The organism is Gallaecimonas kandeliae (genome assembly GCF_030450055.1).
In the GTDB taxonomy this organism is placed as follows: domain Bacteria; phylum Pseudomonadota; class Gammaproteobacteria; order Enterobacterales; family Gallaecimonadaceae; genus Gallaecimonas; species Gallaecimonas kandeliae.
Genome location: NZ_CP118480.1, coordinates 3,052,980 through 3,076,833, shown reverse-complemented (window position 1 = coordinate 3,076,833; position 23,854 = coordinate 3,052,980). Strand labels below are relative to the sequence as shown.

The following is a 23,854-nucleotide window of genomic DNA, read 5'->3' as shown; positions in this document are numbered from 1 at the left end:
AAGTTGCGCAAAGCCTCGGGAAAGGCTTATGCACAGCACATAATGATCGTTACCTATTGATATAGATAGTATTTGTTGCATTTTGGAAGGCGTTCGGTGCCACTGTTCAGTGATTTCTGGCACTCTATCCACACCCTCATGCACAAAATTCTGGGATAAGTGCTTTCAGCTGCTGATGGCTGACTCGAGGCTGTGTAAAAAATCGTTCTGTGCTGTGGATTTTTTCATATTGATTAACTCCTGTACTGGGAGAGACATCCACAGCGAAATGAGCTGGAGGATCAGATCCGGATCCGCTGTCAATCCAGGATCTTTGCTGCGATCGAAGTTTAATTCCCTTGTTTTTTATTTAGTTACTTTCTCTTGGGTCGGTAGTCAAAAATTCGGCTGCCCGCCTGGTCCGGCCTGATTGTGAAAATTCACCAGTTTACACACAACCTTGTCCACAGATTATGTGAATGGAACCGGGCGGCTATCTGTGGATAACCTGGCGTTATTCAGGCAGTTTTCCAAGCACCTGCGCCAGGGGCCGCTAATTCCTTTGCTGGGCAAACCTATCTATGGAACAATCCAGGCAATAATGCTTTTTTGAGGCTGGCATGATCGATAACGACGGTTTTCGTCCAAATGTCGGCATAGTGATTTGCAACCAGCAGGGCCAGGTGCTCTGGGCCAGGCGCCGGGGACAACATTCCTGGCAATTCCCCCAAGGCGGTATCAACGACGGGGAGTCGGCCGAGCAGGCCATGTACAGGGAGCTTTGGGAGGAAGTGGGACTCAAGCGCAAGGATGTCAAGATCCTGGCCGTGTCCCGCCACTGGCTGCGTTACAGGCTGCCCAAACGCATGGTCCGCAAGGAACAGGCCCCGGTCTGCATAGGCCAGAAACAGAAATGGTTCCTGCTGCAACTCACTTCGCCCGAATCGGCGGTCAACCTGGGGGCCACAGGCCACCCGGAATTTGACGACTGGCGCTGGGTTTCTTACTGGTATCCCGTACGCCAGGTGGTGTCCTTCAAGCGGGATGTGTACCGGCGGGTCATGAAGGAGTTCGCCTCCCTGGCCATGCCCTTTGCCCGCAACGACAGAAGGCGAGCCTGATGCTTACCCGACTGCAGCGGATCGTCCAACAGGTCAACAGCGCCGCCTCGCTGGACCAGGCGGTAAGCTGGCTGGTCGGGGCCATCTGTGAACTGATGAACACCGAGGTCTGCTCCGTCTACCTGGCGGATGCGGACCAGTCATTGCTGCAACTGGTGGCGACCCAGGGCCTGACCCTGCCGCCAGGCACCCTCTGCACCCTTTCTTACCAGGAAGGCCTGGTGGGGTTGGTGGCCACCAAGGAAGAACCCATCAACCTGGCGGCCGCCCAGGATCACCCCAACTTCAAGCTGATCGAAGTGCTGAACGAGGAACTGTTCCAGTCCTTCCTCGGCGTGCCCATCATCTACCGGCGCCGGGTGCTGGGGGTATTGACCATACAGCAGCGGGATGCCCGCATCTTCGACAGTGAGGAAGAGGCCTGCCTGGTGACCCTGGCCAACCAGTTGGCGCCGGCCCTGGCCAATGTCGAGGAACGGACCCGCCTGCTGCGGGCTCAGACCGGCTGGAAGCGCTCCGCCACCGGCCAGGCGGGGGCGCCGGGCATCGCCCTGGGGGCCTGCCTGGTGCGGATCCCTTCCATGACCTTCGAGGATCTGCCCGAGGCGACGGGCATTGAGGTCGCCGCAGAGCTGCGCCGCTTCGACGAAGCGGTTTCCAGTACCCAGGAAAGCCTGCGGGCCCTTGCCAGGCGCTTCGATCTACCGGCCCAGACCCAGACCATTTTTGAACTCTATGTGCAGCTGCTGTCTCCGGCCAGCCTGGGTGATCCGGTACGTAGCCTGATCGGCACCGGCCTTAGTGCCGAATGGGCGCTCAAGGCCGTGGTGGAAGAGGCGGTGGATCGCTTCAATGCCATGGAGGACAGCTACCTCAAGGAGCGTGCCGCCGATCTCAAGGACGTGGGCCTGAGGCTGCTCCAAGCCCTTGGCGCCGCCCAGATGAACAAGGCCAGGCCGGAAGGCGACATCATACTGGTGGCTGACGAAGTGACGGCCACCATGCTGGCGGAAGTGCCGAGGGAGCAGCTCAAGGGCATCGTCTCCCGCCGCGGTTCCGGCCACTCCCACGCTGCCATACTGGCCAGGGCTTTGGGCATACCCGCCGTGTTGGGGGTCAGCGCCTTGCCGCTGTCGGCCCTGCCGGGGCGGCGCCTGGTCATCGACGGTTATACGGGGCGTTGCTTCATCGACCCCGAACCAGCCCTTGAGCGGGAATACCGCCGGCTCGTCAGTGAAGAAGCGGCCATTTCCCAGGATATCCTGGCCAGTGCCCAGGGGCCGGCTGTCACCTTGGACGGGCAGCGGGTGCGGCTATACATCAACGCCGGCCTGTCCGCCGACACCGACGTAGCGGCGGGGCAGGGGGCCGACGGTGTCGGCCTCTACCGCACCGAAGTCCCCTTCATGCTGGCCAACCGCTTCCCAGGCGAAGAAGAACAGTTCCGGCTCTATGGCCATGTGCTGTCCCGCTATCCCAACCAGCCGGTGACCTTGCGCACCCTGGACGTGGGCGGTGACAAGCCGCTGCCGTACTTGCCGATAGCGGAAGACAACCCCTTCCTCGGCTGGCGCGGCATCCGCATCACCCTGGATCAGCCGGACATCTTTCTCATCCAGCTCAAGGCCATGCTGCGGGCTCACCAGCAACACGGCAACCTGCAGATCCTGCTGCCCATGGTGTCTTCCGTCGCCGAGGTAGACGAGGCCTTGCGGCTGATGCGCCAGGCCCATCACGAACTCTGTGAAGTGCTGGGGGACTTCCCCTTGCCCAAGGTGGGGGTGATGGTGGAGGTCCCTGCCGCCCTTTACCTGCTGCCGTCTCTGGCGGACAGGGTGCAGTTCGTGTCTGTGGGCAGTAATGACCTGACCCAGTACCTCTTGGCGGTGGACAGGAACAACCCCAGGGTGGCGGACCTGTTCAACTCTTTCCATCCCGCCGTGGTCCAGGCCCTTGCCCAGATCCAGCGCGATTGCGCTGCTCTGGGGTTGCCTGTCTCGGTGTGCGGCGAACTGGCCGGAGAGGTGATGGGCATAGCGTTGCTGCTGGCCCTGGGTTACCGGCAGCTGTCCATGAACGCCAGCCAGGTGGCCAGGGCTAAGCATCTGCTGAAGAAATTGTCCCTCAAAGAGCTGTCTGCGCTGAAGGATGGGCTGCTGGCCTGCCAGGATGCCGACCAGCTTTGCTGGCAGCTCCACGAGCCGCTGAGTCAGGCCGGTTTCGGCCATTGGTTAAGGGCGGGGCGCTAGGTTAACATGGCTTTTTTTGTATCCAGGTGGAGGCGCTCTTGCTGTTGGTCATAGGGATTTGCCTGGTGGTGGGTGCTTTTGCCGGCCTCTTGTCCGGCCTGCTGGGCATAGGCGGCGGCCTGGTGATAGTGCCGACCCTGGCCTGGCTGCTGCCGAAGATGGGGATACACCACGAGTTGGTGATGCCCATGGCCCTGGCCACCTCCCTGGCCACCATCTGCGTAACAGGCGCCTCCTCGGTCCGGGCCCATCATAGCCGAGGCTCAGTGCCCTGGCAGCAGGCCCGCTGGCTGGTGGCCGGCATGATCCTCGGCGGTCTGCTGGGGGCCCAGTTGGCGGCCCTGATGAGCGGCCTCTGGCTCAAGCGACTCTTCGCGACTTTCCTGTTCTTCTCCGCCTGGCGGATGCTGGCCCAGAAGGGCCGCGCCCAGGGGGACGGCCAGTTGCGCATCTCGGCTCCGGCCCTGGGGGGTATCAACGTGGCCCTGGGATCCCTGGCCTCCATGCTGGGCATAGGGGGCGGGGCCCTGGTGGTGCCCATGCTGAGCTTTGCCGGCATGGCCATGACCCAGGCCGTGGCCTCTGCCGCCACCTGCACCCTGGCGGTGGCGGTGTCCGGCACCCTGTCCTACGCCGTCAGCGGCCTGCATCAACAGGGGCTGCCGGCCGGCAGCCTGGGTTTCCTCTACCTGCCGGCGCTGCTGGCCCTGCTGCCTGGCGCCTTCTTCATGGCACCGCAAGGGGTCAAGCTGCTGCACAAGGTGCCGGCCCACAAGATAAAAATGGGTTTTGCCGTCCTGCTGGTGCTGGTGGGGCTGGATATGTTGTTTAACTAGGAAGTGTTATGTCCACACCTTTGCATTTTCCCAATTTCGATCCGGTGATCGTCCACCTCGGCCCCCTGGCCGTGCGTTGGTATGGCCTGATGTACCTCATCGGTTTCTTTGCGGCCCTGTACCTGGCCAACCGCCGCGCCGACAAGCCGGGTTCCGGCTGGACCCGCCAGGAAGTGAGCGACCTGCTCTTCTACGGCTTCCTGGGGGTGGTGATCGGGGGCCGCATCGGCTACGTCATCTTCTACCACTTCGATCTTTTCCAGGCCAACCCTCTCTACCTGTTCCGGGTGGACCAAGGCGGCATGTCCTTCCACGGCGGCCTGATGGGGGTGATCACCGCCATGGCCTATTTCGCCAAGAAGACCAAACGCACCTTCCTGACCATAGGTGACTTCGTGGCCCCCCTGGTCCCCATCGGCCTCGGCATGGGCCGCCTTGGCAACTTCATCAACGGCGAGCTGTGGGGCCGCCCCACTGACCTGCCCTGGGGCATGATCTTCCCCACCGGCGGTCCTATACCGCGCCACCCCAGCCAGCTTTACGAGGCGACCCTGGAAGGCCTGGTGCTCTTCCTTATCCTCTGGTTCTACTCCGCCAAGCCGCGCAACCGTGGCAGCATCTCCGGCCTCTTCCTGTTGCTCTACGGCTGCTTCCGTTCCCTGGTGGAGTTCGTACGTGAGCCGGACCCACAGCTGGGCGAACTGGGCGGCTTCATCACCATGGGCCAGGTGCTGTCCCTGCCGATGATACTGGCCGGTATCGCCATGCTGATCTGGAGTGCCAAGAAGGGGGGCAAGGCATGAAGGCCTATCTCGACCTGATGCAGAAGATCCTCGACGAGGGGGCCGAGAAAGAGGACCGCACCGGTACCGGCACCCTGTCCATTTTCGGCCACCAGATGCGCTTCAACCTCCAGGAGGGCTTCCCCCTGGTGACTACCAAGAAGTGCCACCTGCGCTCCATCATCGTTGAGCTGCTGTGGTTCCTCAAAGGGGACACCAACATCGCTTACCTCAAGGAGCAGGGCGTTTCCATCTGGGACGAATGGGCGGACGAAAACGGCGACCTGGGGCCCGTCTACGGTGCCCAGTGGCGCAGTTGGCCCAGTGCCGACGGCCGCCATATCGACCAGCTCAGCCAGGTCATGGAGCAGCTTCGCAGCAATCCCGATTCGCGCCGCCTCATCGTTTCCGCCTGGAACGTGGGAGAGCTGGACAAGATGGCCCTGGCCCCCTGCCATGCCTTCTTCCAGTTCTACGTGGCGGGCGGCAAGCTGTCCTGCCAGCTGTACCAGCGCAGCTGCGACGTCTTCCTGGGGCTGCCCTTCAACATCGCCAGCTACGCCCTGCTGACCCACATGGTGGCCCAGCAGTTGGGCCTGGAAGTGGGCGACTTCGTCTGGACCGGCGGCGACGTGCACCTCTACAGCAACCACCTGGAGCAGGCCAGGCTGCAGCTGACCCGCGAGCCCAGGGCTCTGCCCAAGCTGGTGATAGGACGCAAGCCGGACAGCCTCTTCGACTACCGCTTCGAGGACTTTGCCATAGAGGGCTACGATCCCCACCCCCATATCAAGGCCCCCGTGGCCATCTGAAGAAAGCCGCCCAGCGCGGCTTTCTTTTTGGGACTACACTTCGGCTATTTCTGATGTTTAAGGTGGGATAAAGGTATTTTTCTTTATAAAATTCTGCCTTAGTCTGGCCTGATTGGATGCTGCCAGGAGGATAACGCCGCTGATGACCCAAACCCTGAAGTCCCTCTTTGCCCCTGAAACCCGGGGCGGAACCCTGCTGATCCTGGCGGCCGTCCTGGCCATGGTGCTGGCCAACTCCCCCCTGGCCCATTACTACCAGGCTTGGCTGGACACGCCCCTGGTGGTGCAGGCGGGTCCCCTGGTGGTGAACAAGCCTTGGCTGGCCTGGGTCAACGACGGCCTCATGGCCATCTTCTTCCTGACCATAGGGCTTGAGGTCAAGCACGAGATGCGCCATGGCGCCCTGTCCAGCCCCTCCAAGGCGGTGCTGCCGGTGATCGCCGCCGTCGGCGGCATGCTGGCGCCGGCCCTGGTGTTCCTGGCCTTCAACGGCGGTGACGCCGTCAACCGCCAGGGCTGGGCCATACCGGCCGCCACCGATATCGCCTTCGCCTTGGGTGTCCTGGCGCTGCTGGGCAGGAGGGTGCCGCCGGCGCTGAAGGTCTTCCTGCTGGCCCTGGCCATCATCGATGACCTGGGGGTCATCGTCATCATCGCCCTTTTCTATACCAGCGATCTCTCTACCCTCAGCCTGGCGGTGGCTGGTGCAGCCATAGCGGTGTTGGCGCTGCTGAACCTGCTCAAGGTCCGCCGCCTTCTGCCCTACCTGCTGGTGGGGGCCGTGCTCTGGGTGAGCGTGCTCAAGTCAGGCGTCCATGCCACCTTGGCGGGGGTCATTGTCGGCTTCCTCATCCCCCTGGAGGTGGATGGTGACAGGCCGGCCCATCGCCTGGAAAAACTGCTGGGCGAGTACACGGCTGTGCTGATCTTGCCGCTGTTCGCCCTGGCCAATGCCGGTGTGTCCCTGCAGGGCCTGAGCCTGGGTAGCCTGATGGCGCCCCTGCCGCTCGGCATCATGCTGGGGCTTTTCATCGGCAAACCTTTGGGGGTGTTCAGCGCTACCTGGCTGGCGGTCAAGAGTGGCCTGGCCAAGTTGCCGGAGGGCACGGGCTGGCGGCAGCTCTTCGCGCTGTCGGTGCTGTGTGGCATCGGTTTTACCATGTCCATGTTCATCGCTTCCCTGGCCTATCAACATGAGCACCTGAGTTACGACACCTACTCGCGGCTGGGGATATTGGCCGGTTCCACCTTTGCGGCCCTGCTGGGCTATTGGCTGATGAAGGGCGCCCTGGCCAAGGGCGCTGTCCCAACACAAGAGCGTGAGGCCGACAGTGGCACATCTTAACTACAACCATCTCTATTACTTTTGGATGCTGGTCCGCAAAGGCTCCCTGGCCGCGGCCGCCGAGGCCCTCTGCGTGACCCCCCAGACCATCTCGGGCCAGCTGAAATTGCTGGAAGGGCGCATGGGGCCGCTGCTGACCAAGCGCGGTCGCCGCCTGGACACCACAGAGCTGGGGCGCATGGTGTTCCGCTATGCCGACCGCATGTTCAACCTCTCCTATGAGCTTATCGACATCCTCGACTACCAACGCCACGAGTCGGTGCGCTTCGACGTGGGGGTGGCGGACGCCCTGTCCAAATGGGTGGTGGCGCTGCTGCTGCGGGTGGCCTCGCCGCCGGACATGGAAGTGGCCCTGAGCTGCTACGAGTCCCGCCACGAGCTGCTGCTGGACGAACTCAAGAGCCACAAGCTGGACATGATCGTCTCGGACTGCCCCATCGACTCGGCGGCCGAGCCCGGCCTTCATTCCCGGGCCATCGCCGATTACCCCCTGGCCTTTTTCTGCGGCGACAAGCTGGAGCTGCCTTTCCCTGCCTGCCTGGAAGAGCGCCCCCTGCTGCTGCCCAGCCGCAAGACGGCGGTAGGCCGGGATCTCAAGAACTGGCTGGACGAGCAGGGCCTCAACCCCAGCATCGGCGGCGAGTTCGACGACTCCGGCCTGATGCAGGCCTTCGGCGCCGTAGGCAAGGAGATCTTCGTGGCGCCTGCCGTGAACAACGAAGAATTCGAGCGGCGCTTCGCCGTCCACTGCCTGGGGCAGATAGAGGACGTCAAAGAGCGCTACTACGTGATCTTCGCCGAGCGGATGATCCAGCATCCTGCCGTGGCCAGGCTCTGCAACCTGGACCTCGGCGCCCTCAAGTTCGACCGCTTCTTCGATCATTAAACTGTCAAAGGGGCCTGGCTAAATAGGGGGCAGCTTGGCAACAGGACGACCCCATGAAGCTGCAAAAGGCCCCCCAGGCCGCCCCTGAACTGGTCCACCTCGAGGCCCTGCTGGGCAAGGCTTCGGTCACGCCTTTGGATGCCGGTTGCCAGCCCTATCTGGCAGAGCGGCTGGAAGAGCTGGGCTTCATCGTGGAAAGGCTGCCCTGCCAGGGGGTGGACAACCTCATCGCCCGCCGCCCTGGCGTGCCCAGCCTGGCCTTCGCGGGCCACACCGACGTTGTGCCAGCCGGCCAGCACTGGCAGGTCCCCCCTTTCCAGCTCAGCGAGCTGGGTGGCTACCTCTACGGCCGGGGCATTGCAGATATGAAAGGCGGCATTGCCGCCTTTTTGGTGGCCGTGGAAAGGGCCCTGGCTACCGGCCACGAGCTGCCCGGCCTGATGCTGCTGCTGACCTCGGACGAGGAAGGGGAGGCGGAATTCGGCTCCCGCGTCATGGCCCAGCACCTCAAGACCCAGGGGTTGTTGCCGCCCTGGGTGTTGGTGGGGGAGCCAACGGCCCGCAGCCATAGCGGTGACACTTTGCGTGTCGGCCGTCGCGGCGCCGTTTCCGGCACTTTGCGCCTGTCCGGCCGGGCCGGGCACGTTGCCTACCTGCCGCCTACCGCCAACCTGCTGCACCGGGCCCTGGCGCTGGGCCAGCAGCTGGCGGCCCTGGAGTGGGACTCGGGGGCGCCGGACTTCCCCGGCACTGTGCTGCACGTCACAGGCCTGGAACACGGTGACTGGCTGGACAACGTCACCCCCTCCAGCGCCACCTTGAGGTTCAACCTGCGCTATTCCCACAAGACCAGCAAGGACGCCATCGATCAGCGGATCCGCGCCTTGGTGCCAGGTGATCTCGACTTCCAGCTGGATTGGGACAGGCCCTGCGAGCCCTATTTCAGCCTGTTCGGCGAGGCGCAGCCCAACTTCCTGACCCGGGTGGAGCGGGCCGTGTTCAAGGGCCTGGGCCAGTTCCCGGTGCTGTCCACCGCCGGCGGCGCCTCCGACGGCCGCTTCTTCAGCGCCCTTGGCTGCGAGGTGATAGAGCTGGGCCTGCCCAATGCCAGCATCCACCAGGCCAACGAGCGGGTGGAGAAGGGCGAGTACCTGCGCCTTATCGACATCTACCAGGCGTTGCTGGAAAGCCTCTGAGAAAAAGGCCCCGAAAGGGGCCTTGTCGTTTCTATAGCTCCGAAAGGGGCTTTGTTATTGCTCGCCGGCTTTGTGGGCGTCGATATAGCGGCCGCGCTTCTGGGGCTTGAGGGCCTGCACATCCACCGGTACCAGGCCGTCCACGCAGTTGGCCATGTCGGCAGGGTCTGTGCCGGGCACCTGATGAGAGCCCCGCTCGGGGCTTTGTTATTGCTCGCCGGCTTTATGGGCGTCGATATAGCGGCTGCGTTTCTGGGGCTTGAGGGCCTGCACGTCCACCAGTACCAGGCCGTCCACGCAGTTGGCAAAGTCAGGGTCTGTGCCGAAATCCAGGAAGCGCACGCCGCCCGGTTCACAGAGCTCGGCGTACTGCTTGTAGAGGGTGGGCACGGCCACGCCCATGGCGGCCAGCTTGTCCTTGAGCAGCACGAAGTCGTGCTTGTAGTCGTCGCCCTTGAAGGTGGCGGTGAGGTCGAGCAGGGTCTCGCCGGCCAGCTGATAGGGCCTGTGGTGGCGGGTGCCCAGGCTCTCCTGGCCGAAGTAGAGGCGGTAGAAGTAGACCATCAGATCCTGGGCCGCCGGCGGCAGGCTGGCGGACAGGGACACGGGCCCGAACAGGTAACGGTACCTGGGGTTGTCCGCCAGGAAGGCGCCTATGCCCATCCAGAGGTAGTCCAGGGCCCGCTTGCCCCAGTAGGCCGGCTGCACGAAGCTGCGGCCCAGCTCCAGGCCTTGCTCCAGGATGGTGTCCATCTCGGGGCCATAGTCGAAGAGGGTCTGGCTGTAGAGGCCTTCGCGGCCGAGTTGGGCGGCGTCGGCGAAGCGGTAGGCCCCGGCGATCTCCAGGCGTTTGGGATCCCAGAGCACCAGATGCAGGTACTGGGGGTCGAAGCGGTCGGTGTCGCGGCGCCGGCCTGTGCCTTCGCCGACGGCCCTGAAGGCGACTTCCCGCAGCCGGCCGATCTCGCGCATCAGGGGGCAGTCGTCCTGGTAGCGGTAGAGGTGGATCTGCATGCCGTCCGGGGTCTGGCCCAGCAGTTGGCAGCCTTGCAGCACGGCCAGCAGTGCCTGGCGGTCTTCGCGCTGGGCTATGGCGCTCTCTGTCTTGAACAGCAGCTTCTTGGGGGTGCCCAGGCGGTAGAGGTGTTTCTTGAACAGTTTGACCTGGGTGCGCAGGGGCAGGTCATGGATGCCGTCGAGCTGGCTGTGGGGGATCAGTTCCCCCACCTGCATCTGCAGCCGCTTGTGCTTCTGCTTGAACATCTCCTGCACCAGCAAGGTGGTGGCCAGGGGCTTGTACAGCATGGAGGTGGAGTAGAAGAGGGCGGAGTTCCGCGCCTCGACCCGGATCGGCAGTATCGGCGACTGGGTCTGGCGGGCCAGGCGCAGGAAGCCGGAGCGCCAGCGGGTGTCGCGCACCCCTTGGGGGCGCAACCGGGAGACCTCGCCGGAGGGGAAGATAATGACGGCACCGTTCTGGCCCAAGTGCTCCCGTATGGCCTGGTATTGGCCCTTCTGGGTGCTGCCCACCATGTTGTTGACCGGGCAGAGCAGGTTGCGCAGGGGCTCTATTTCGCTCAGCAGGGCATTGGCGACGACCTTGACGTCGCGGCGTACCTCGCCGATGAGTTTGAGGAGGGCCAGGCCGTCCAAGGTGCCTATGGGGTGGTTGGCGATGATCACCACCCGGCCGCTAGCGGGAATGCGCTCCTTCTCGCGGTCGGCGACCCTGTAGCCGAAGTCGAAGTAGTCCAGCACCCCTTCCACGAAGTCCCAGCCCTTGACGTTGGGGTAGGCCTTGTCGAATTCCTGAAAGTCTTTCTCGTGCAGGAGTTGGCGCAATACCGGGGTCAGCACCTTCTTGTAGGGGGCCTGGGGGAAATAGCGCTCCAGTACGTTTTCGACGCTGAACATGGGCTTTCTCTCTGGCGTATCTGCCGACAGCCTAGAGAGCCAATGTGGCGTTTCCCTAACAGGGTGGTGACGCTTTTGTGACCGTTCAGGCGGCCCTGGCCACCAGGCCGGCACGGGCGGCCAGCAGCTGGCGCTGTTCTGTCCAGTGGATGAGCTCCAGCCGGCCTTCGCTGGTCTCGGCGATAAAAGAGCAGCTGTCGACGAAATCGCCGGTGTTGAGGTAGAGCAGCCCTTCCACTTCCTCCAAGGCCGGCTGATGGATGTGGCCGAGGACGATGCCGTCGCAGCCCTCAAGGCGGGCTGCCTGGAGGGCGGCCTGGCGGTAGCGGTGGATGGCGGCCTGGGCCTTGCCGATACGGCTCTTGATGTAGCCGGCCAGGGACCAGTAGGGCAGGCCGAAGCGCTTACGGGTCCACTGGCAGCTGCGGTTGAGCCACATCAGCAGGTCGTAGCCGAGGTCGCCCACCATGGCTTCGAAGCGGCCCAGGCAGACGGCGGCGTCGAACTCGTCGCCGTGGGTCAGCAGCAGGGTTCGGCCGTCCTTGAGGCGGTGGCGGCCGCGCAGCCGCATCTCGAAGCGGTCGAAGGCCCGGCCACAGAAGCGGCGCAGTGGTTCGTCATGGTTGCCGGGGATATAGACGACCCGGGTGCCGGCCTGGGCATGGCGTTCCAGTTCGAACAGCACCTGGGAGTGGCTGTGGGGCCAGTGGCTGCCCCGGCTCATGGCCCAGAGGTCGATGACGTCCCCCAGCAGGTAGATGGTCTCGGCCTGCAGCTCCTGGAGCAGCGCGACCAGGTAGTCGGCCTGGCAATCCCTGCTGCCGAGGTGCAGATCGGAAAGGAAGACGGCGCGATGGGGCTGGCTCATGTGGTCTCTCCCGAACTCAGTCGGGGATCAGCCTAGGTGGGAGGGATGACAGTGCCTTGACGGTGCCGTGACCATTGTTTGACCAAATAAAAAAGACCCGCCGAAGCGGGCCCTTTGCTTATTCGCCGAAATCCCCCTCGGGGATGGGGCGCAGCGGGCTGTCGTTCTGGGCAGCCAGGTAGACGGTGGAGACCCAGGCGGCCAGATTCTGGGCAAGCTCCGCCGGCACTATCTTGTTGAGGGTGTCGTCTGCCGTGTGGTGGTAGTCGAAGTAGTGAGTGCCGTCTTGGCGCAGGCTCACCACGGGCACCCCAAAGGCGGGCATCAGGCTGACTTCGGAACCGCCGCCGGCCTGGTTGCTGCCTACATCGACGCCGATGGGACCCAGCACCTTGTTGAGGGCGGCGCTGAGGTCATCGCCTTTGGGCCCGAAGCGGGTGTCGATGCGGTAGATGCGCCCGGCACCGAAGTCGGACTCGCCGGCCAGCACGTGCTTGGCCAGATCGGTGTCCTTATGCTGAGCCACGTAGGCCTTGCCGCCGAAGAGGCCCACTTCCTCGGCCGCGAAGAAGACGACGCGGATGGTGCGCTTGGGCCGCCGGGGGAGATCCTTGATCAGTTTGCCGGCGGCGGCGGCCAGGGCTATGCCGGCGCCGTCATCGATGGCGCCCTGGCCTTCGTCCCAGGAGTCCAGGTGGCCGGCGATCAGCACTATCTCGTCCGGCTTCTCGCTGCCGGTTACTTCGGCGATGACGTTATGGACAGTGGTTTCGGGGCCGGGTTTGGCGGTCATCTCCAGATGCAGCCTTACCGGCTTGCCTTCCTTGACCATGGCCTCGAGCAGGTTGGCATCCGGCACCGCCACGGCGGCGGCGGGGATCTTCTCGACGTCATCCTGGTAATGCATCATGCCGGTGTGGGGAAAACGGCTGAGGCCGGTACCGACCGAGCGGATCAGCACCGCCTTGGCACCCAGCTTGGCCGCCTCTATGGCGCCGCGGCTGCGGGCGCCGACAGTGGTGCCGTACTGGAAGCCGTCTTGGGCGCGGGCCATGCGCTTGTTGATGAAGACGATCTTGCCTTTGACCTCTTTAGGGTCGGCGGCCTTGAGGTCGTCCAGGCTGTCGAAGAAGGCCACCTCGGCGTCTATGCCCTTGGCGTCTGTGCCCACTGAATTGCCGAGGGCGGTGATGGCCAGGTGCTGGCGGTAGGGGGCTTCGATTTCGGCGTGGATGGTGCCGCGCGTCCAGGTGGGGATGGTCAGGGCTTCGGTGTAGACTTTGTCAAAGCCCAGGCTCTTGAGCTTGGCAACAGCCCAATCTTCTGCTTTTTTATTGTTTTCAGAACCGGCCAGGCGGGGGCCAACTTCCACCACCAGGGATTTGACCAGGTCATAGGCCAGGGGGCTGGACAGGGCTTGGTCACGGAGTTTCTGGGCGGTCTGGATGTCCTGCTCGGTCACGGCGGCCGCGGCCGGCAGCGAGGCGATGAGCAGGGAGGCGAGCAACTTGCGCATGGGCATTCCCTTTAGTTCAGTCAAGCTTCAGCTAATGCGCGGTTAACTTAACATGCCGTCCATTTTCTGTGTTGTAGTAAACGACAGGCGGTGGACGTTTTGCGTTGGCTATCAAAAGGAGATGTTGCATGACGTATTGCAATGAGAGCTTGTTGGAAAGGACCAGCCCTGCAGTAACCCTGCTGAAAGCCATGGCCAACGAAAGGCGCTTGTGCATTCTTAAAAACCTTCAGGAAGGGGAACTGTCAGTGGGTGAGCTCAATGAAAGGCTCAACCTCAGTCAGTCCGCCCTCTCCCAACATCTGGCCTGGCTTCGCCGGGACGGATTGGTTCGGACGCGCAAGGAAGCTCAGACCGTTTTCTATTCGTTGCAGAGTGACGAGGCGGAGAGGGTCATCGAACTGTTGGACAGGCTGTTCATCCAGGTAAGTGCCTGAAAATAAAAAAACCGGCGTAAGCCGGTTTTTTTTAGCTCAGCGAAGCTGACCTTAAAGGGCGTTGATCTGCGCGTTCAGACGAGCCTTGTTACGGGCTGCAGCGTTTTTGTGGATCAGGCCTTTGGTCGCCATGCGATCGATGATCGGCTGGGCAGTGTTGAAAGCTTCTTGAGCAATGGCCTTGTCGCCGGTGGCGATGGCGGCACGTACCTTCTTCACGAAGGTGCGCAGCATGGAACGACGGCTGGCGTTGTGCTGACGACGCTTCTCAGCCTGGATCGCGCGCTTCTTCGCAGACTTGATGTTAGCCAAGGTCTAACTCCTAAAATTCGGTAGGTCCAATATTAAAAGGCCACGGAATATGCCCGTTTTGGGCGCCTTTGTCAAACAGATCGGCCAAAAATTGCGCCGCCGTCCGTCGTTGGCATCCGTGGTCATACAGCGATAAGATGGGCCGCATTCTAGCAGAATTCCAGCCTCCGCCTATAGGCTTTTTCGTCAAAGGACGTCCCTTGAGCCGTAAACTCCTCAAAGCCAGCGCCGTGGTCAGCTTCATGACCCTTATCTCCCGTGTGCTTGGCTTGGCCCGCGACGTAGTGATCGCCAACCTGCTTGGCGCCGGCAATGCCGCAGACGTCTATTTCTTTGCCCAGAAGATCCCCAACTTCCTGCGCCGCCTCTTCGCCGAGGGGGCCTTCTCCCAGGCCTTCGTGCCGGTGCTGGCGGACGTGCAGCAGAACCAGGGCGAGGATGCCATGCGCGCCCTGGTGGCCAGGGTTGCCGGCACACTGGGCGCCATCATTACCGGGGTGACAGTGCTGGGCATCGTCGGTTCGCCGGTGCTGGCCATGCTGTTTGGCACCGGCTGGTTCGTGGCTTGGGTTCATGGTGAGCCGGACGGCGCCAAGTTCGAGCTGGCCGCCCTGATGCTGAAGATCACCTTTCCATATCTTTGGTTCATCAGCCTGACGGCCCTGGCCGGTGCCGTGCTCAACACCCTGGGCCGTTTCGCGGTGGCCGCCTTCACCCCCGTATTCCTGAACGTGGCCATCATCGCCTGCGCCATCTGGCTGGCGCCGCACCTGGCCCAGCCGGAGATAGGCCTGGCCTGGGGCGTTTTCCTCGGCGGCGTCATCCAGATGCTGTTCCAGGTGCCCTTCATGTACAAGGCGGGCTTCCTGGTAAGGCCGCGCTGGGCCTGGCATGACGAAGGGGTGGCGCGGATCCGCAAGTTGATGATCCCGGCGTTGTTCGGGGTCTCGGTCAGCCAGATCAACCTGCTGTTGGATACCTTCATCGCCTCCTGGCTGGTGGGGGGGTCCATCTCCTGGCTCTATTACTCCGACCGGCTGCTGGAATTCCCCCTGGGCCTGTTCGGTATCGCCATCGCCACCGTCATTCTGCCCAGCCTGTCGCGGCGCCATGCCGGCAAGGAAGCCGACGCCTTTGCCCACACCATGGACTGGGGGGTACGGATGATACTGCTGCTGGGGCTGCCGGCGGCGGCCGGCATGATAGTGCTGGCGGCGCCGCTGCTGATGGTGCTCTTCCTGCACGGTGCCTTCGATACCCATGCCGCCCTGGGGGCATCCCATGCCCTCTGGGCCTACGGTACCGGCCTGGTGGCCTTCATGATGATCAAGGTGCTGGCCCCCGGCTTCTACGCCACTCAGGACACCAAGACCCCGGTCCGCATCGGCATCATCGCCATGGTCTCCAACATGGTGCTCAACATAGCGCTGGCCAGCCTGCTGGGTGAAAAGCTCGGTTATATCGGGCTGGCGGCGGCCACCTCCATGTCGGCTTTCCTTAATGCCGGCCTGCTGGGCGCCGGCCTCTGGCGGCGCCATATCTACAGGCCGGGCCGGCTGACCTGGCTGACCCTGGGCCGCATACTGTTGGCTACCGGTGCCATGGTGGCAGTGCTGTCCTGGTTCAATCCCGGCCTCGACGCCTGGCAGCAGGCCCATACGGCCAAGCGTGCCCTCTGGCTGGTGGGGCTCATCGGCAGTGGCGCCCTGACCTATGGGGCGACACTGCTGATCGTCGGCTTTCGGCCCCGTCACCTGAAGGCGGGTAGCCAGTCCTGACGATGGACGGGTGAAGAGTGCGGCCCTGTTGGGTATAATCGGGCGATTTCTCAGGCAAGCTGGCAGTATTCATGGAGCTTATTCGCGGACTTTATAACGTCCGACCCCATCACCACGGCTGTGTGCTGACCATCGGCAACTTCGATGGCGTACACCTGGGCCACCAGGCGGTATTGGGCAAACTGATTGAAAAAGCTCGTGAATTGCAGCTGCCTGCGACAGTGATGCTGTTTGAGCCCCAGCCACTGGAGCTGTTCCTGGGGGAAAAGGCGCCGGCCAGGTTGTCGCGGCTGCGTGACAAGGTGGCGGCGCTTCGGGCGCTCGGCATGGACAGGGTGATAGTGGAACCCTTCACCCCCCACTTTGCCTGCCTGGCGCCCCAGGACTTTATCGAACAGCAGCTGGTGGCCCGCCTTGGCGTGAAATTCCTGGTGGTGGGAGACGATTTTCGTTTCGGCCACAAGCGCGGTGGCGATTTCGCCCTGCTGAGCGAGGCCGGCGCCCGCCACGGTTTCACCGTCACCAGCACCGACAGTTTCTGCCTAGTGGATGACAGGGTGTCCAGCACCCGTATCCGCGAGGCCTTGGCCGCTGACCGGCTGGCTGACGCCGAGTCCATGCTGGGCCGGCCTTACAGCATCAGCGGCCGGGTCCATCATGGCGCCAAGAAGGGGCGGACCCTGGGGTTTCCCACCGTCAACCTGCCCCTTAAGCGCAAGGTCAGTCCCTTGAACGGCGTTTTTGCCGTGGACGTGCTGGGAGCGGCCGATACTGCCTGGCCCGGCATTGCCAACATTGGCGTCAAGCCCACCGTCAATGGCACAGTACCGACACTGGAAGTCCATTTGTTGGATTTCGACGGCGACCTTTATGGTTGCCAACTGGAAGTGGTATTAAGGAAGAAGCTGCGCGACGAACAGAAATTCGCCTCCCTGGAGGCGTTGCGCAGCCAGATCGAGAAGGACGAGCAAGCCGCTCGTGTGTTTTTTGCCCATCGAAAGCAATCTCTTGAGTGATCCCAGACATGCGTGACTACAAAGCCACCCTGAACTTGCCGGAAACGGCCTTCCCCATGCGCGGCAACCTGGCCCAGCGCGAGCCCGAAATGCTGAAGAACTGGGAGGCCGCCGACATTTATGGGGAAATTCGCAAGGCGCGCGAAGGGCGGGATCAGTTCATCCTGCACGACGGCCCTCCCTACGCCAACGGTGACATCCACCTGGGCCACGCCGTCAACAAGATCCTCAAGGACTTCATCGTCAAGTCCAAGACCCTGGCCGGCTTCGACGCCCCCTATGTGCCGGGCTGGGACTGCCACGGCCTGCCCATAGAACACAAGATCGAGACGCTGCATGGCAAACAGCTGGGTGGCGAGAAGACCCGCGAGCTGTCCCGCGCCTATGCCGCCGAGCAGGTCGAAGGGCAGAAGGCCGGCTTCAAGCGCCTGGGCGTCTTCGGTGAATGGGACAACCCCTACCTCACCATGAACTTCGCCAACGAGGCCGGTGAGATCCGCGCCCTGGCCAAGATGGTGGAAGCTGGCTACGTCTTCAAGGGCCTCAAGCCCGTCAACTGGTGTTTCGATTGCGGCTCTGCCTTGGCCGAGGCCGAGGTGGAGTACCAGGACAAGAAATCCGACACCATAGACGTGGCCTTCCCGGTGGAAGACGCGGACAAGCTGGCCGCCGCCTTCGACCTGCCCGGCCTCGACAAGCCGGCCGCCATCGTCATCTGGACCACCACCCCCTGGACTATCCCAGCCAACCAGGCCCTGAACGTGCATCCCGAGCACCAGTACGCCCTGGTGGATACCGGTGAGCGCTACCTGGTGCTGGCCTCCGAACTGGTCGAATCCTGCCTGCAGCGCTTCGGTCTGGAAGGCAAGGTGTTCGCCACCACCACCGGTGAGAAGCTGGAGCTGATCCGCTTCCGCCACCCCTTCTTCGACCGCCTGTCGCCGGTGTTCCTGGCCGACTACGTGGAAATGGACGCCGGTACCGGCATAGTCCACTCGGCCCCGGCCTACGGTGAGGACGACTTCCACAGCTGCAAGCGCTACGGCATGACCAACGACGACATCCTCAACCCGGTACAGGGTGACGGCGTCTACGTGGACGACCTGCCGTATTTCGGCGGCCTCAAGATCTGGGACGCCAACCCCAAGATCGTCGAGAAGCTGCGTGAGTCCGGCAACCTGCTGGACCACAAGCGCATCCAGCACAGCTACATGCACTGCTGGCGCCACAAGACCCCGGTCATCTACCGCGCCACCGCCCAGTGGTTCGTGGGCATGGATCACAAGGGCACCGACGGCAAGACGCTGCGTGAGACGGCCCTGGCCGCCGTCGAAGACACCCAGTTCGTGCCTGCCTGGGGCAAGCCGCGCCTGCACAACATGATCGCCGGCCGTCCCGACTGGTGTATCTCCCGTCAGCGCAACTGGGGCGTGCCCATTCCCTTCTTCCTGCACAAGGCCACCGGCGAGCTGCACCCCAACACCCTGGGGCTGATGGAAGCAGTGGCCAAGCGCGTGGAAAAAGAGGGTATCGACGCCTGGTTCAAGCTGGATGCCGCCGAGCTGCTGGGGGCGGAAGCCGACCAGTACGACAAGATCGCCGACACCCTGGATGTCTGGTTCGACTCCGGCACCACCCACTGGCACGTGCTGCGTGGCTCCCACCCGCTGGGCCATAAGAGTGGCCCCATCGCCGATCTCTATCTGGAAGGCTCAGACCAGCACCGCGGCTGGTTCCATTCTTCCCTGCTGACCGGTGCCGCCATCGACGGCCATGCCCCCTACAAGGCGCTGCTGACCCACGGCTTCACCGTCGACGCCCAGGGCCGCAAGATGTCCAAGTCCCTCGGCAACGTGGTGGCGCCCCAGAAGGTGATGGATACCCTGGGCGCCGACATACTGCGCCTCTGGGTGGCATCCACCAACTACACGGCAGAGATGACGGTCTCCGACGAGATCATCAAGCGTGCCGCCGATGCCTACCGCCGCATCCGCAACACCGGCCGTTTCCTGCTGGCCAACATGAGCGGTTTCAACCCCGAAACCGATCTGGTGGCCCTGGACCAGATGGTGGCCCTGGACCGCTGGATGGTGAGCCGCGCCGCCAAGCTGCAAAAGGAAATCACCCAAGCCTACGGCGACTACCAGTTCCACCTGGTCTACCAGAAGCTGATGCATTTCTGCTCTATCGAGCTGGGCAGCTTCTACCTGGATGTGATCAAGGACCGCCAGTACACCGCCAAGACCGACAGCAACGCCCGCCGTTCCTGCCAGAGCGCCCTCTACCTCATCTGTGAAGGACTGGTGCGCTGGATGGCGCCGGTGCTGAGCTTCACCGCCCAGGAGATCTGGGAAGCCATGCCGGGCCAGCGTGACCGCTTCGTGTTCACCGCCGAATGGTTCGAGGGCCTGGCCGAGCTGGACGATATCGCCGAACTGGGCGACGAATTCTGGCTGGAGCTGCTGGCCGTGCGTGACGAGGTGAACAAGGCCCTGGAACTGGCCCGTAAGGACGGCCAGATCGGTGGCCCCCTGGACGCCAGCGTCACCCTCTACTGCGGTGAGGAGCTCAAGGAACGCCTGGCCAGCCTGGGTGAGGAACTGCGCTTTGCGCTGCTGACCTCCGGCGCCAAGCTGGTGGTGGGCACCAACGAGGCGGCCTGGCAGAGCAGCGAAATCAAGGACTTTGCCGTGCTGGTGGAGAAGGCTGAGGGTGATAAGTGCGAGCGCTGCTGGCACCACCGCCTGGATGTGGGCCAGAACCCCGAGCATCCCGGTATCTGCATCCGCTGCGTGACCAACGTGGACGGCGAAGGCGAGCAGAGGTTCTTCGTATGATGGCCTCCGGCCTGCGCTGGCTGTGGTTGACGGCGGTGGTGATCGCCGTCGACCTGGCGACCAAATATGCGGTGTTGGACGCCTTTGCCCTCTACGAGCGCAAGGTGCTGACCGGTTTCTTCAGCTTCACCTATGTGCGCAACTACGGCGCCGCCTTCAGCTTCCTGAGCGACGCCGGCGGCTGGCAGCGCTGGTTCTTCACCGCCTTGGCGGTGGGGGTCAGCCTGGGGCTGCTGTGGTGGATGCGTCGCCTGCCCGCCGGTGACAAGCTGCAGGCCGGCGGCTCGGCCCTCATCATCGGCGGGGCCCTCGGCAACCTCTACGACCGCATGGTGCACGGTTATGTCGTGGATTTCCTGGACTTCCACCTGGGCCACTGGAGCTGGCCGGCTTTCAACGTGGCGGACTCCGCCATCTGCGTCGGCGCCGCCCTGCTGGTGCTGGCCTCCTTTCGTAAAGAAGACAAGGCAAGATGAGCAACCCTATCAGTGCAAGCAGTGAAGTCGTGATGCACTTCACCATCAAGCTCAGCGACGGCAGCGCCGCCGACAGTACCAAGGTCAACGGCAAGCCCGCCAAATTCCGCATGGGCGACGGCAGCCTCACCGATAATTTCGAGAAATGCCTGCTGGGCCTCAGCTCAGGTGAGCAGAAGAGCTTCGTGCTGGAGCCCCAGGACGCCTTCGGTGAGCCCAACCCGGACAACATCTACCATGTGGACAGGGCCAAGTTCGCCGACGAGCTGCCGGAAGAGGGCGCCGTAATGCTGTTCGAGCAGCCCAACGGCAGCGAAATCCCCGGCATCATCCGCGCCGTGGCCGGTGACTCTGTCACCGTCGACTTCAACCACCCCCTGGCGGGTCAGACCCTGACCTTCGAGGTGGAGATCATCGAGGTAAGAGACTGATGCAGATCCTCCTCGCCAATCCCCGCGGCTTCTGTGCCGGCGTGGACCGCGCCATCAGCATAGTGGAGCGGGCTCTGGAGCTGTTCGGCGCCCCTATCTATGTGCGCCATGAAGTGGTGCACAACAAGTACGTGGTGGGCTCCTTGCGCGACCGCGGTGCCGTCTTCGTGGACGAACTGGATGAGGTGCCGGATGACGCCATCGTCATCTTCAGCGCCCACGGCGTCTCCCAGGCGGTGCGCAACGAGGCCAAGGAACGCGGCCTGCGTGTTTTCGATGCCACCTGCCCGCTGGTGACCAAGGTGCATATGGAAGTGGCGAGGGCCTCGAAGAAAGGCCTGGAGACCATCCTCATCGGCCATGCCGGCCACCCCGAGGTGGAAGGCACCATGGGCCAGTACCACAGCAGTGAAGGCGGCATCTACCTGGTGGAGTCCCCCGAGGATGTGCAGCGCCTTGCGGTGAAGGATCCGGGCAACCTTTGTTTCGTGACCCAGACCACATTGTCGGTCGATGACACCTCCGATGTCATAGACGCTTTGCGGGCCCGCTTCCCTGAGATCGAAGGCCCCCGCAAGGACGACATCTGCTATGCCACCCAGAACCGCCAGGATGCGGTGCGGGCCCTGGCCCACCAGGCCCAGCTGGTGCTGGTGGTGGGTGCCAAGAATTCCTCTAATTCCAATCGCTTGCGTGAACTGGCCGAGAAGGTGGGCGCCCGTGCCTTCCTTATCGATACGGCCGAGGATATCGACGTCAGCTGGCTGGAAGGGGTAACGGCTGTAGGGGTGACCGCCGGCGCCTCTGCCCCCGAGATACTGGTTCAGCAAGTGATTGAAAAACTGAAGACTTGGGGCGGCCAGGACGTCGTAGAGACCCAGGGCAGGGAAGAAAACATTGTTTTTGCAGTGCCAGCCGAATTGCGCTGAAAAACTAAGCAACCCGGCAGGGACGTCGGGTTTAAATGCCGTTCATCCTTTTGCCGCGTTTTTGCTACATTCCACCCTCGGCTTATTAAGTTTCTGTTAAAACGCCACTGCCTGAGGGAAATGCCGTGTCCACAAGCTATCGTCATTCTCGTGGTTTCTCCCTGCTGGAAGTCCTGGTCGCCCTGGTGGTGCTCAGCTTTGGCATTCTGGGAGCCGTGGCCATGCAGCTGGCCGCAAAACGCGGCAGCTTCGGCGCCCTGGAAAAGACCCAGGCGACCTTCCTTGCCAACGATTACATAGAGCGGGCCAGGGGCAACGCCCTTGGCCTGACCGCCTATGCCGGCACCCTGGGTTCCGGCCAGACAGTGGCCTCTGCCAGCAGCTGCAGCCGTGCCAGCACCTGTAGCAGCGCTGCCCTGGCGGCCTGGGATCGCTATCAATGGAACCAGGAGCTGTTGGGGGCAAGGACCAAGGAAGCCGGCAGTAACCTGCCGGTGCTGGAAAATGCCGTCGGTTGCGTTTCAGTGGCGGCTAACCTGATCACTGTGACCCTGTCCTGGGATGGGGTCCAAGCCAGCTCGGATGGCTCTATCGACGGCAATTGTGGAACAGCGTCCAACAGGCGCCGCCAGGTACAGGTCAAGAGCGTGGTGTGGTGATGAACAGGCAGCAAGGTTTTTCCCTTATCGAATTGATGGTGGCCATGACCTTGGGTCTGATCATGGCCGCCGCCATCTCATCCGTTTTCGTAGCGTCCAAGCGCGGGGTGCGTTCTACCGAGCAAGTGGGAGAACTGCAGGAAAACGCCAGTTTCGCGCTGCGGATGATGGGCGACGACCTGCGCCAGGCCAACCTCCTTGGACTGATGACGGGCACGCCTTTGTTAGTGGGGCTTAACACCGACCTCAATGGCGTGGCAGTCGCATCCGACTGCCTGGGAGGGGGGATCAACAACGGTTCTCTGCCCCGCAATACGGCCCCGGCCGGCAGCTTCCAGATGCTCTGGGGCGGCATTGCCGCTACCGGCATCATGGCTTGCCTCACCGACGCCGTGAATGGCACCGACATTCTGCAGGTCAAACGTCTGGCTGGGCCCGCCGCCACCGCCGCTACCTGGCGCACCGATAGGCTCTACCTGCTGATGAACAGCAACAAGGCGGAATTCTGGCCCGGCACCACGGCCGGCCAGTTTCCAGCCGCCATCAACGAAGGCCAGTACTGGCCTTACCTGCACCACGTCTATTACATCGCCAACGAGACCAGAGGCAGCCTGACGGTGCCGGTGCTCAAGCGCCGTTACCTGACGGTGGACGGGACTGGTGCGCACATGGCGGACGAGACCCTGGTGGAAGGGGTGGAGCGTTTCCACGTCATGTACGGCATCGACACCGACAAGGACGGCATGGCGAATTTCTATTCCGGCGCCGAATCGGTGACGGATGCGGATTGGATAGGATCTTCTGGGCAAAGGGTGGTGTCGGCCAGGCTCTATGTGCTGGTCAGGACCCTGACCGAAGACAAGGACTACAGCGGCAGCATCAGCTATCAGCTTGGGGATCAGGCGGCTTACCTGCCCAACGATCATTACCGGCGCCTGCTGTTGCAGACCACGGTTAACCTGCCTAACCCGCAGTATCAGCAGCTCAGTCTGTAGGAGGGGGCCTTTATGAGAAGCAATCAAAGGGGACTGGTGCTGTTCGTGGCACTGATCTTTCTCCTGATCATCACCATCCTCGGGGTGGCGCTGCTCTCCAACAGCGCCATGGACGCCAAGATGGCTGGTGCCGCCAGCGACCGGACCGAGGCCCTGCAGGCCGCCAACGGTGTGTTGGATGATGTGCTGATGAATGCGGACACCAACAGGGCCTTTCTCAGCGACGCCAGCAGTTACAGTAGCGGCCTGACCATCGATACCAGCCTCAAAGATGAGGACGGCAACGCTCGCCAAGCTACTGTGCACTTCGACGGAGAGTCAAGCTGCCCCCGCAGCGAGAAGGGCACCGGTACCGACACCTTTGTCTGCCGTCACTTCCACGACAGTGCCGACGTCGCCTTCGGCCGGCGTAACCTGGCCAAAGTGGAAACAACCAACGGTATTTCCCAACCCTTGATAGCGCCGACAGGGAGCTGAGTG

23 protein-coding genes are annotated in these 23,854 nt (G+C 62.9%); 18 read left to right on the top strand and 5 right to left on the bottom strand.

Annotated elements, in window-relative coordinates; all coding sequences use genetic code 11:
* Positions 1 to 599: 599 nt before the first annotated feature.
* From rppH to dapE, 8 genes are all read left to right on the top strand, one after another.
* Entirely contained in the window at positions 600 to 1,100 is a 501-nt protein-coding gene (gene rppH, locus PVT67_RS15125) for an RNA pyrophosphohydrolase (protein WP_301495002.1), read from the top strand.
* Positions 1,100 to 3,349 (top strand): phosphoenolpyruvate--protein phosphotransferase, encoded by a 2,250-nt coding sequence (ptsP, locus tag PVT67_RS15120; protein WP_301495000.1) that lies wholly within the window; start codon positions 1,100 to 1,102, stop codon positions 3,347 to 3,349. Before rppH ends, ptsP begins: the two co-directional genes overlap by 1 nt.
* 38 nt (positions 3,350 to 3,387) lie before the next feature.
* Positions 3,388 to 4,185, top strand: a complete 798-nt coding sequence (locus PVT67_RS15115) for a sulfite exporter TauE/SafE family protein (RefSeq protein WP_301494998.1) — start codon at positions 3,388 to 3,390, stop codon at positions 4,183 to 4,185.
* Positions 4,186 to 4,193: 8 nt separating this feature from the next.
* A complete protein-coding gene (lgt, locus tag PVT67_RS15110) occupies positions 4,194 to 4,988 on the top strand; it encodes a prolipoprotein diacylglyceryl transferase (RefSeq protein ID WP_301494996.1) in 795 nt (264 codons plus the stop codon).
* Entirely contained in the window at positions 4,985 to 5,779 is a 795-nt protein-coding gene (thyA, locus tag PVT67_RS15105) for a thymidylate synthase (protein WP_301494994.1), read from the top strand. The genes lgt and thyA overlap by 4 nt, the downstream gene beginning before the upstream one ends.
* Positions 5,780 to 5,921: 142 nt before the next feature.
* On the top strand, positions 5,922 to 7,124 hold the full coding sequence (nhaA, locus tag PVT67_RS15100; protein ID WP_301494980.1) for a Na+/H+ antiporter NhaA: 1,203 nt from the start codon (positions 5,922 to 5,924) through the stop codon (positions 7,122 to 7,124).
* The gene (nhaR, locus tag PVT67_RS15095) at positions 7,111 to 8,010 is read left to right on the top strand and encodes a transcriptional activator NhaR (RefSeq protein WP_301494978.1); all 900 of its coding nucleotides are present in this window, start codon (positions 7,111 to 7,113) and stop codon (positions 8,008 to 8,010) included. Before nhaA ends, nhaR begins: the two co-directional genes overlap by 14 nt.
* A gap of 53 nt (positions 8,011 to 8,063) precedes the next feature.
* The gene (gene dapE / locus PVT67_RS15090; RefSeq protein ID WP_301494976.1) at positions 8,064 to 9,206 is read left to right on the top strand and encodes a succinyl-diaminopimelate desuccinylase; all 1,143 of its coding nucleotides are present in this window, start codon (positions 8,064 to 8,066) and stop codon (positions 9,204 to 9,206) included.
* A gap of 54 nt (positions 9,207 to 9,260) precedes the next feature.
* On the opposite strand, the gene PVT67_RS15085 is transcribed toward dapE, so the two are convergent.
* From PVT67_RS15085 to PVT67_RS15070, 4 genes are all read right to left on the bottom strand, one after another.
* Positions 9,261 to 9,386 (bottom strand): hypothetical protein, encoded by a 126-nt coding sequence (locus PVT67_RS15085; protein ID WP_301494974.1) that lies wholly within the window; start codon positions 9,384 to 9,386, stop codon positions 9,261 to 9,263.
* Between the two features lie 27 nt (positions 9,387 to 9,413).
* Entirely contained in the window at positions 9,414 to 11,120 is a 1,707-nt protein-coding gene (gene olsF, locus PVT67_RS15080) for a bifunctional ornithine lipid synthase OlsF (RefSeq protein ID WP_301494972.1), read from the bottom strand.
* A gap of 85 nt (positions 11,121 to 11,205) precedes the next feature.
* Complete coding sequence (locus PVT67_RS15075) at positions 11,206 to 11,988, bottom strand: UDP-2,3-diacylglucosamine diphosphatase (RefSeq protein ID WP_301494970.1); 783 nt, start codon at positions 11,986 to 11,988, stop codon at positions 11,206 to 11,208.
* A 118-nt stretch (positions 11,989 to 12,106) separates the two neighbouring features.
* Positions 12,107 to 13,504, bottom strand: a complete 1,398-nt coding sequence (locus tag PVT67_RS15070) for a M20/M25/M40 family metallo-hydrolase (RefSeq protein WP_301494968.1) — start codon at positions 13,502 to 13,504, stop codon at positions 12,107 to 12,109.
* Between the two features lie 152 nt (positions 13,505 to 13,656).
* Here PVT67_RS15070 and PVT67_RS15065 point away from each other — a divergent pair, with 152 nt between their 5' ends.
* Positions 13,657 to 13,941, top strand: a complete 285-nt coding sequence (locus PVT67_RS15065) for an ArsR/SmtB family transcription factor (protein WP_336407761.1) — start codon at positions 13,657 to 13,659, stop codon at positions 13,939 to 13,941.
* A 51-nt stretch (positions 13,942 to 13,992) separates the two neighbouring features.
* Here PVT67_RS15065 and rpsT read toward each other — a convergent pair whose 3' ends face one another.
* Positions 13,993 to 14,253: a 30S ribosomal protein S20 gene (gene rpsT, locus PVT67_RS15060; protein WP_301494963.1), complete on the bottom strand. Its 261-nt coding sequence runs from the start codon at positions 14,251 to 14,253 to the stop codon at positions 13,993 to 13,995.
* 200 nt (positions 14,254 to 14,453) lie between these two features.
* Between rpsT and murJ the strand changes: the two genes are divergently transcribed.
* From murJ to PVT67_RS15015, 9 genes are all read left to right on the top strand, one after another.
* On the top strand, positions 14,454 to 16,031 hold the full coding sequence (gene murJ / locus PVT67_RS15055) for a murein biosynthesis integral membrane protein MurJ (RefSeq protein WP_301494961.1): 1,578 nt from the start codon (positions 14,454 to 14,456) through the stop codon (positions 16,029 to 16,031).
* Between the two features lie 71 nt (positions 16,032 to 16,102).
* Positions 16,103 to 17,047 carry a bifunctional riboflavin kinase/FAD synthetase gene (gene ribF / locus PVT67_RS15050; protein WP_301494959.1) on the top strand — a complete coding sequence of 315 codons (945 nt, stop codon included), beginning with the start codon at positions 16,103 to 16,105 and terminating at the stop codon, positions 17,045 to 17,047.
* Between the two features lie 8 nt (positions 17,048 to 17,055).
* Positions 17,056 to 19,884, top strand: a complete 2,829-nt coding sequence (gene ileS, locus PVT67_RS15045; RefSeq protein WP_301494957.1) for an isoleucine--tRNA ligase — start codon at positions 17,056 to 17,058, stop codon at positions 19,882 to 19,884.
* The gene (gene lspA / locus PVT67_RS15040; protein ID WP_301494955.1) at positions 19,881 to 20,360 is read left to right on the top strand and encodes a signal peptidase II; all 480 of its coding nucleotides are present in this window, start codon (positions 19,881 to 19,883) and stop codon (positions 20,358 to 20,360) included. Before ileS ends, lspA begins: the two co-directional genes overlap by 4 nt.
* Complete coding sequence (fkpB, locus tag PVT67_RS15035; protein WP_301494953.1) at positions 20,357 to 20,791, top strand: FKBP-type peptidyl-prolyl cis-trans isomerase; 435 nt, start codon at positions 20,357 to 20,359, stop codon at positions 20,789 to 20,791. The genes lspA and fkpB overlap by 4 nt, the downstream gene beginning before the upstream one ends.
* Positions 20,791 to 21,720: a 4-hydroxy-3-methylbut-2-enyl diphosphate reductase gene (gene ispH / locus PVT67_RS15030; protein ID WP_301494951.1), complete on the top strand. Its 930-nt coding sequence runs from the start codon at positions 20,791 to 20,793 to the stop codon at positions 21,718 to 21,720. The genes fkpB and ispH overlap by 1 nt, the downstream gene beginning before the upstream one ends.
* Before the next feature lie 125 nt (positions 21,721 to 21,845).
* A complete protein-coding gene (gene pilV, locus PVT67_RS15025; RefSeq protein WP_301494948.1) occupies positions 21,846 to 22,379 on the top strand; it encodes a type IV pilus modification protein PilV in 534 nt (177 codons plus the stop codon).
* Positions 22,379 to 23,374 (top strand): PilW family protein, encoded by a 996-nt coding sequence (locus PVT67_RS15020; RefSeq protein WP_301494945.1) that lies wholly within the window; start codon positions 22,379 to 22,381, stop codon positions 23,372 to 23,374. The genes pilV and PVT67_RS15020 overlap by 1 nt, the downstream gene beginning before the upstream one ends.
* Before the next feature lie 12 nt (positions 23,375 to 23,386).
* Positions 23,387 to 23,851, top strand: a complete 465-nt coding sequence (locus PVT67_RS15015; protein ID WP_301494943.1) for a PilX N-terminal domain-containing pilus assembly protein — start codon at positions 23,387 to 23,389, stop codon at positions 23,849 to 23,851.
* Positions 23,852 to 23,854: the final 3 nt, after the last annotated feature.

Excerpts from the sequence above, each read along its gene's own strand:
- rppH (WP_301495002.1), top strand. The coding sequence starts at position 600 with ATGATCGATAACGACGGTTTTCGTCCAAATGTCGGCATAGTGATTTGC.
- ptsP (WP_301495000.1), top strand. The coding sequence starts at position 1,100 with ATGCTTACCCGACTGCAGCGGATCGTCCAACAGGTCAACAGCGCCGCC.
- lgt (WP_301494996.1), top strand. The coding sequence starts at position 4,194 with ATGTCCACACCTTTGCATTTTCCCAATTTCGATCCGGTGATCGTCCAC.
- thyA (WP_301494994.1), top strand. The coding sequence starts at position 4,985 with ATGAAGGCCTATCTCGACCTGATGCAGAAGATCCTCGACGAGGGGGCC.
- nhaA (WP_301494980.1), top strand. The coding sequence starts at position 5,922 with ATGACCCAAACCCTGAAGTCCCTCTTTGCCCCTGAAACCCGGGGCGGA.
- dapE (WP_301494976.1), top strand. The coding sequence starts at position 8,064 with ATGAAGCTGCAAAAGGCCCCCCAGGCCGCCCCTGAACTGGTCCACCTC.
- olsF (WP_301494972.1), bottom strand. The coding sequence starts at position 11,120 with ATGTTCAGCGTCGAAAACGTACTGGAGCGCTATTTCCCCCAGGCCCCC.
- PVT67_RS15075 (WP_301494970.1), bottom strand. The coding sequence starts at position 11,988 with ATGAGCCAGCCCCATCGCGCCGTCTTCCTTTCCGATCTGCACCTCGGC.
- PVT67_RS15070 (WP_301494968.1), bottom strand. The coding sequence starts at position 13,504 with ATGCGCAAGTTGCTCGCCTCCCTGCTCATCGCCTCGCTGCCGGCCGCG.
- ribF (WP_301494959.1), top strand. The coding sequence starts at position 16,103 with ATGGAGCTTATTCGCGGACTTTATAACGTCCGACCCCATCACCACGGC.
- ileS (WP_301494957.1), top strand. The coding sequence starts at position 17,056 with ATGCGTGACTACAAAGCCACCCTGAACTTGCCGGAAACGGCCTTCCCC.
- lspA (WP_301494955.1), top strand. The coding sequence starts at position 19,881 with ATGATGGCCTCCGGCCTGCGCTGGCTGTGGTTGACGGCGGTGGTGATC.
- fkpB (WP_301494953.1), top strand. The coding sequence starts at position 20,357 with ATGAGCAACCCTATCAGTGCAAGCAGTGAAGTCGTGATGCACTTCACC.
- ispH (WP_301494951.1), top strand. The coding sequence starts at position 20,791 with ATGCAGATCCTCCTCGCCAATCCCCGCGGCTTCTGTGCCGGCGTGGAC.
- PVT67_RS15020 (WP_301494945.1), top strand. The coding sequence starts at position 22,379 with ATGAACAGGCAGCAAGGTTTTTCCCTTATCGAATTGATGGTGGCCATG.
- PVT67_RS15015 (WP_301494943.1), top strand. The coding sequence starts at position 23,387 with ATGAGAAGCAATCAAAGGGGACTGGTGCTGTTCGTGGCACTGATCTTT.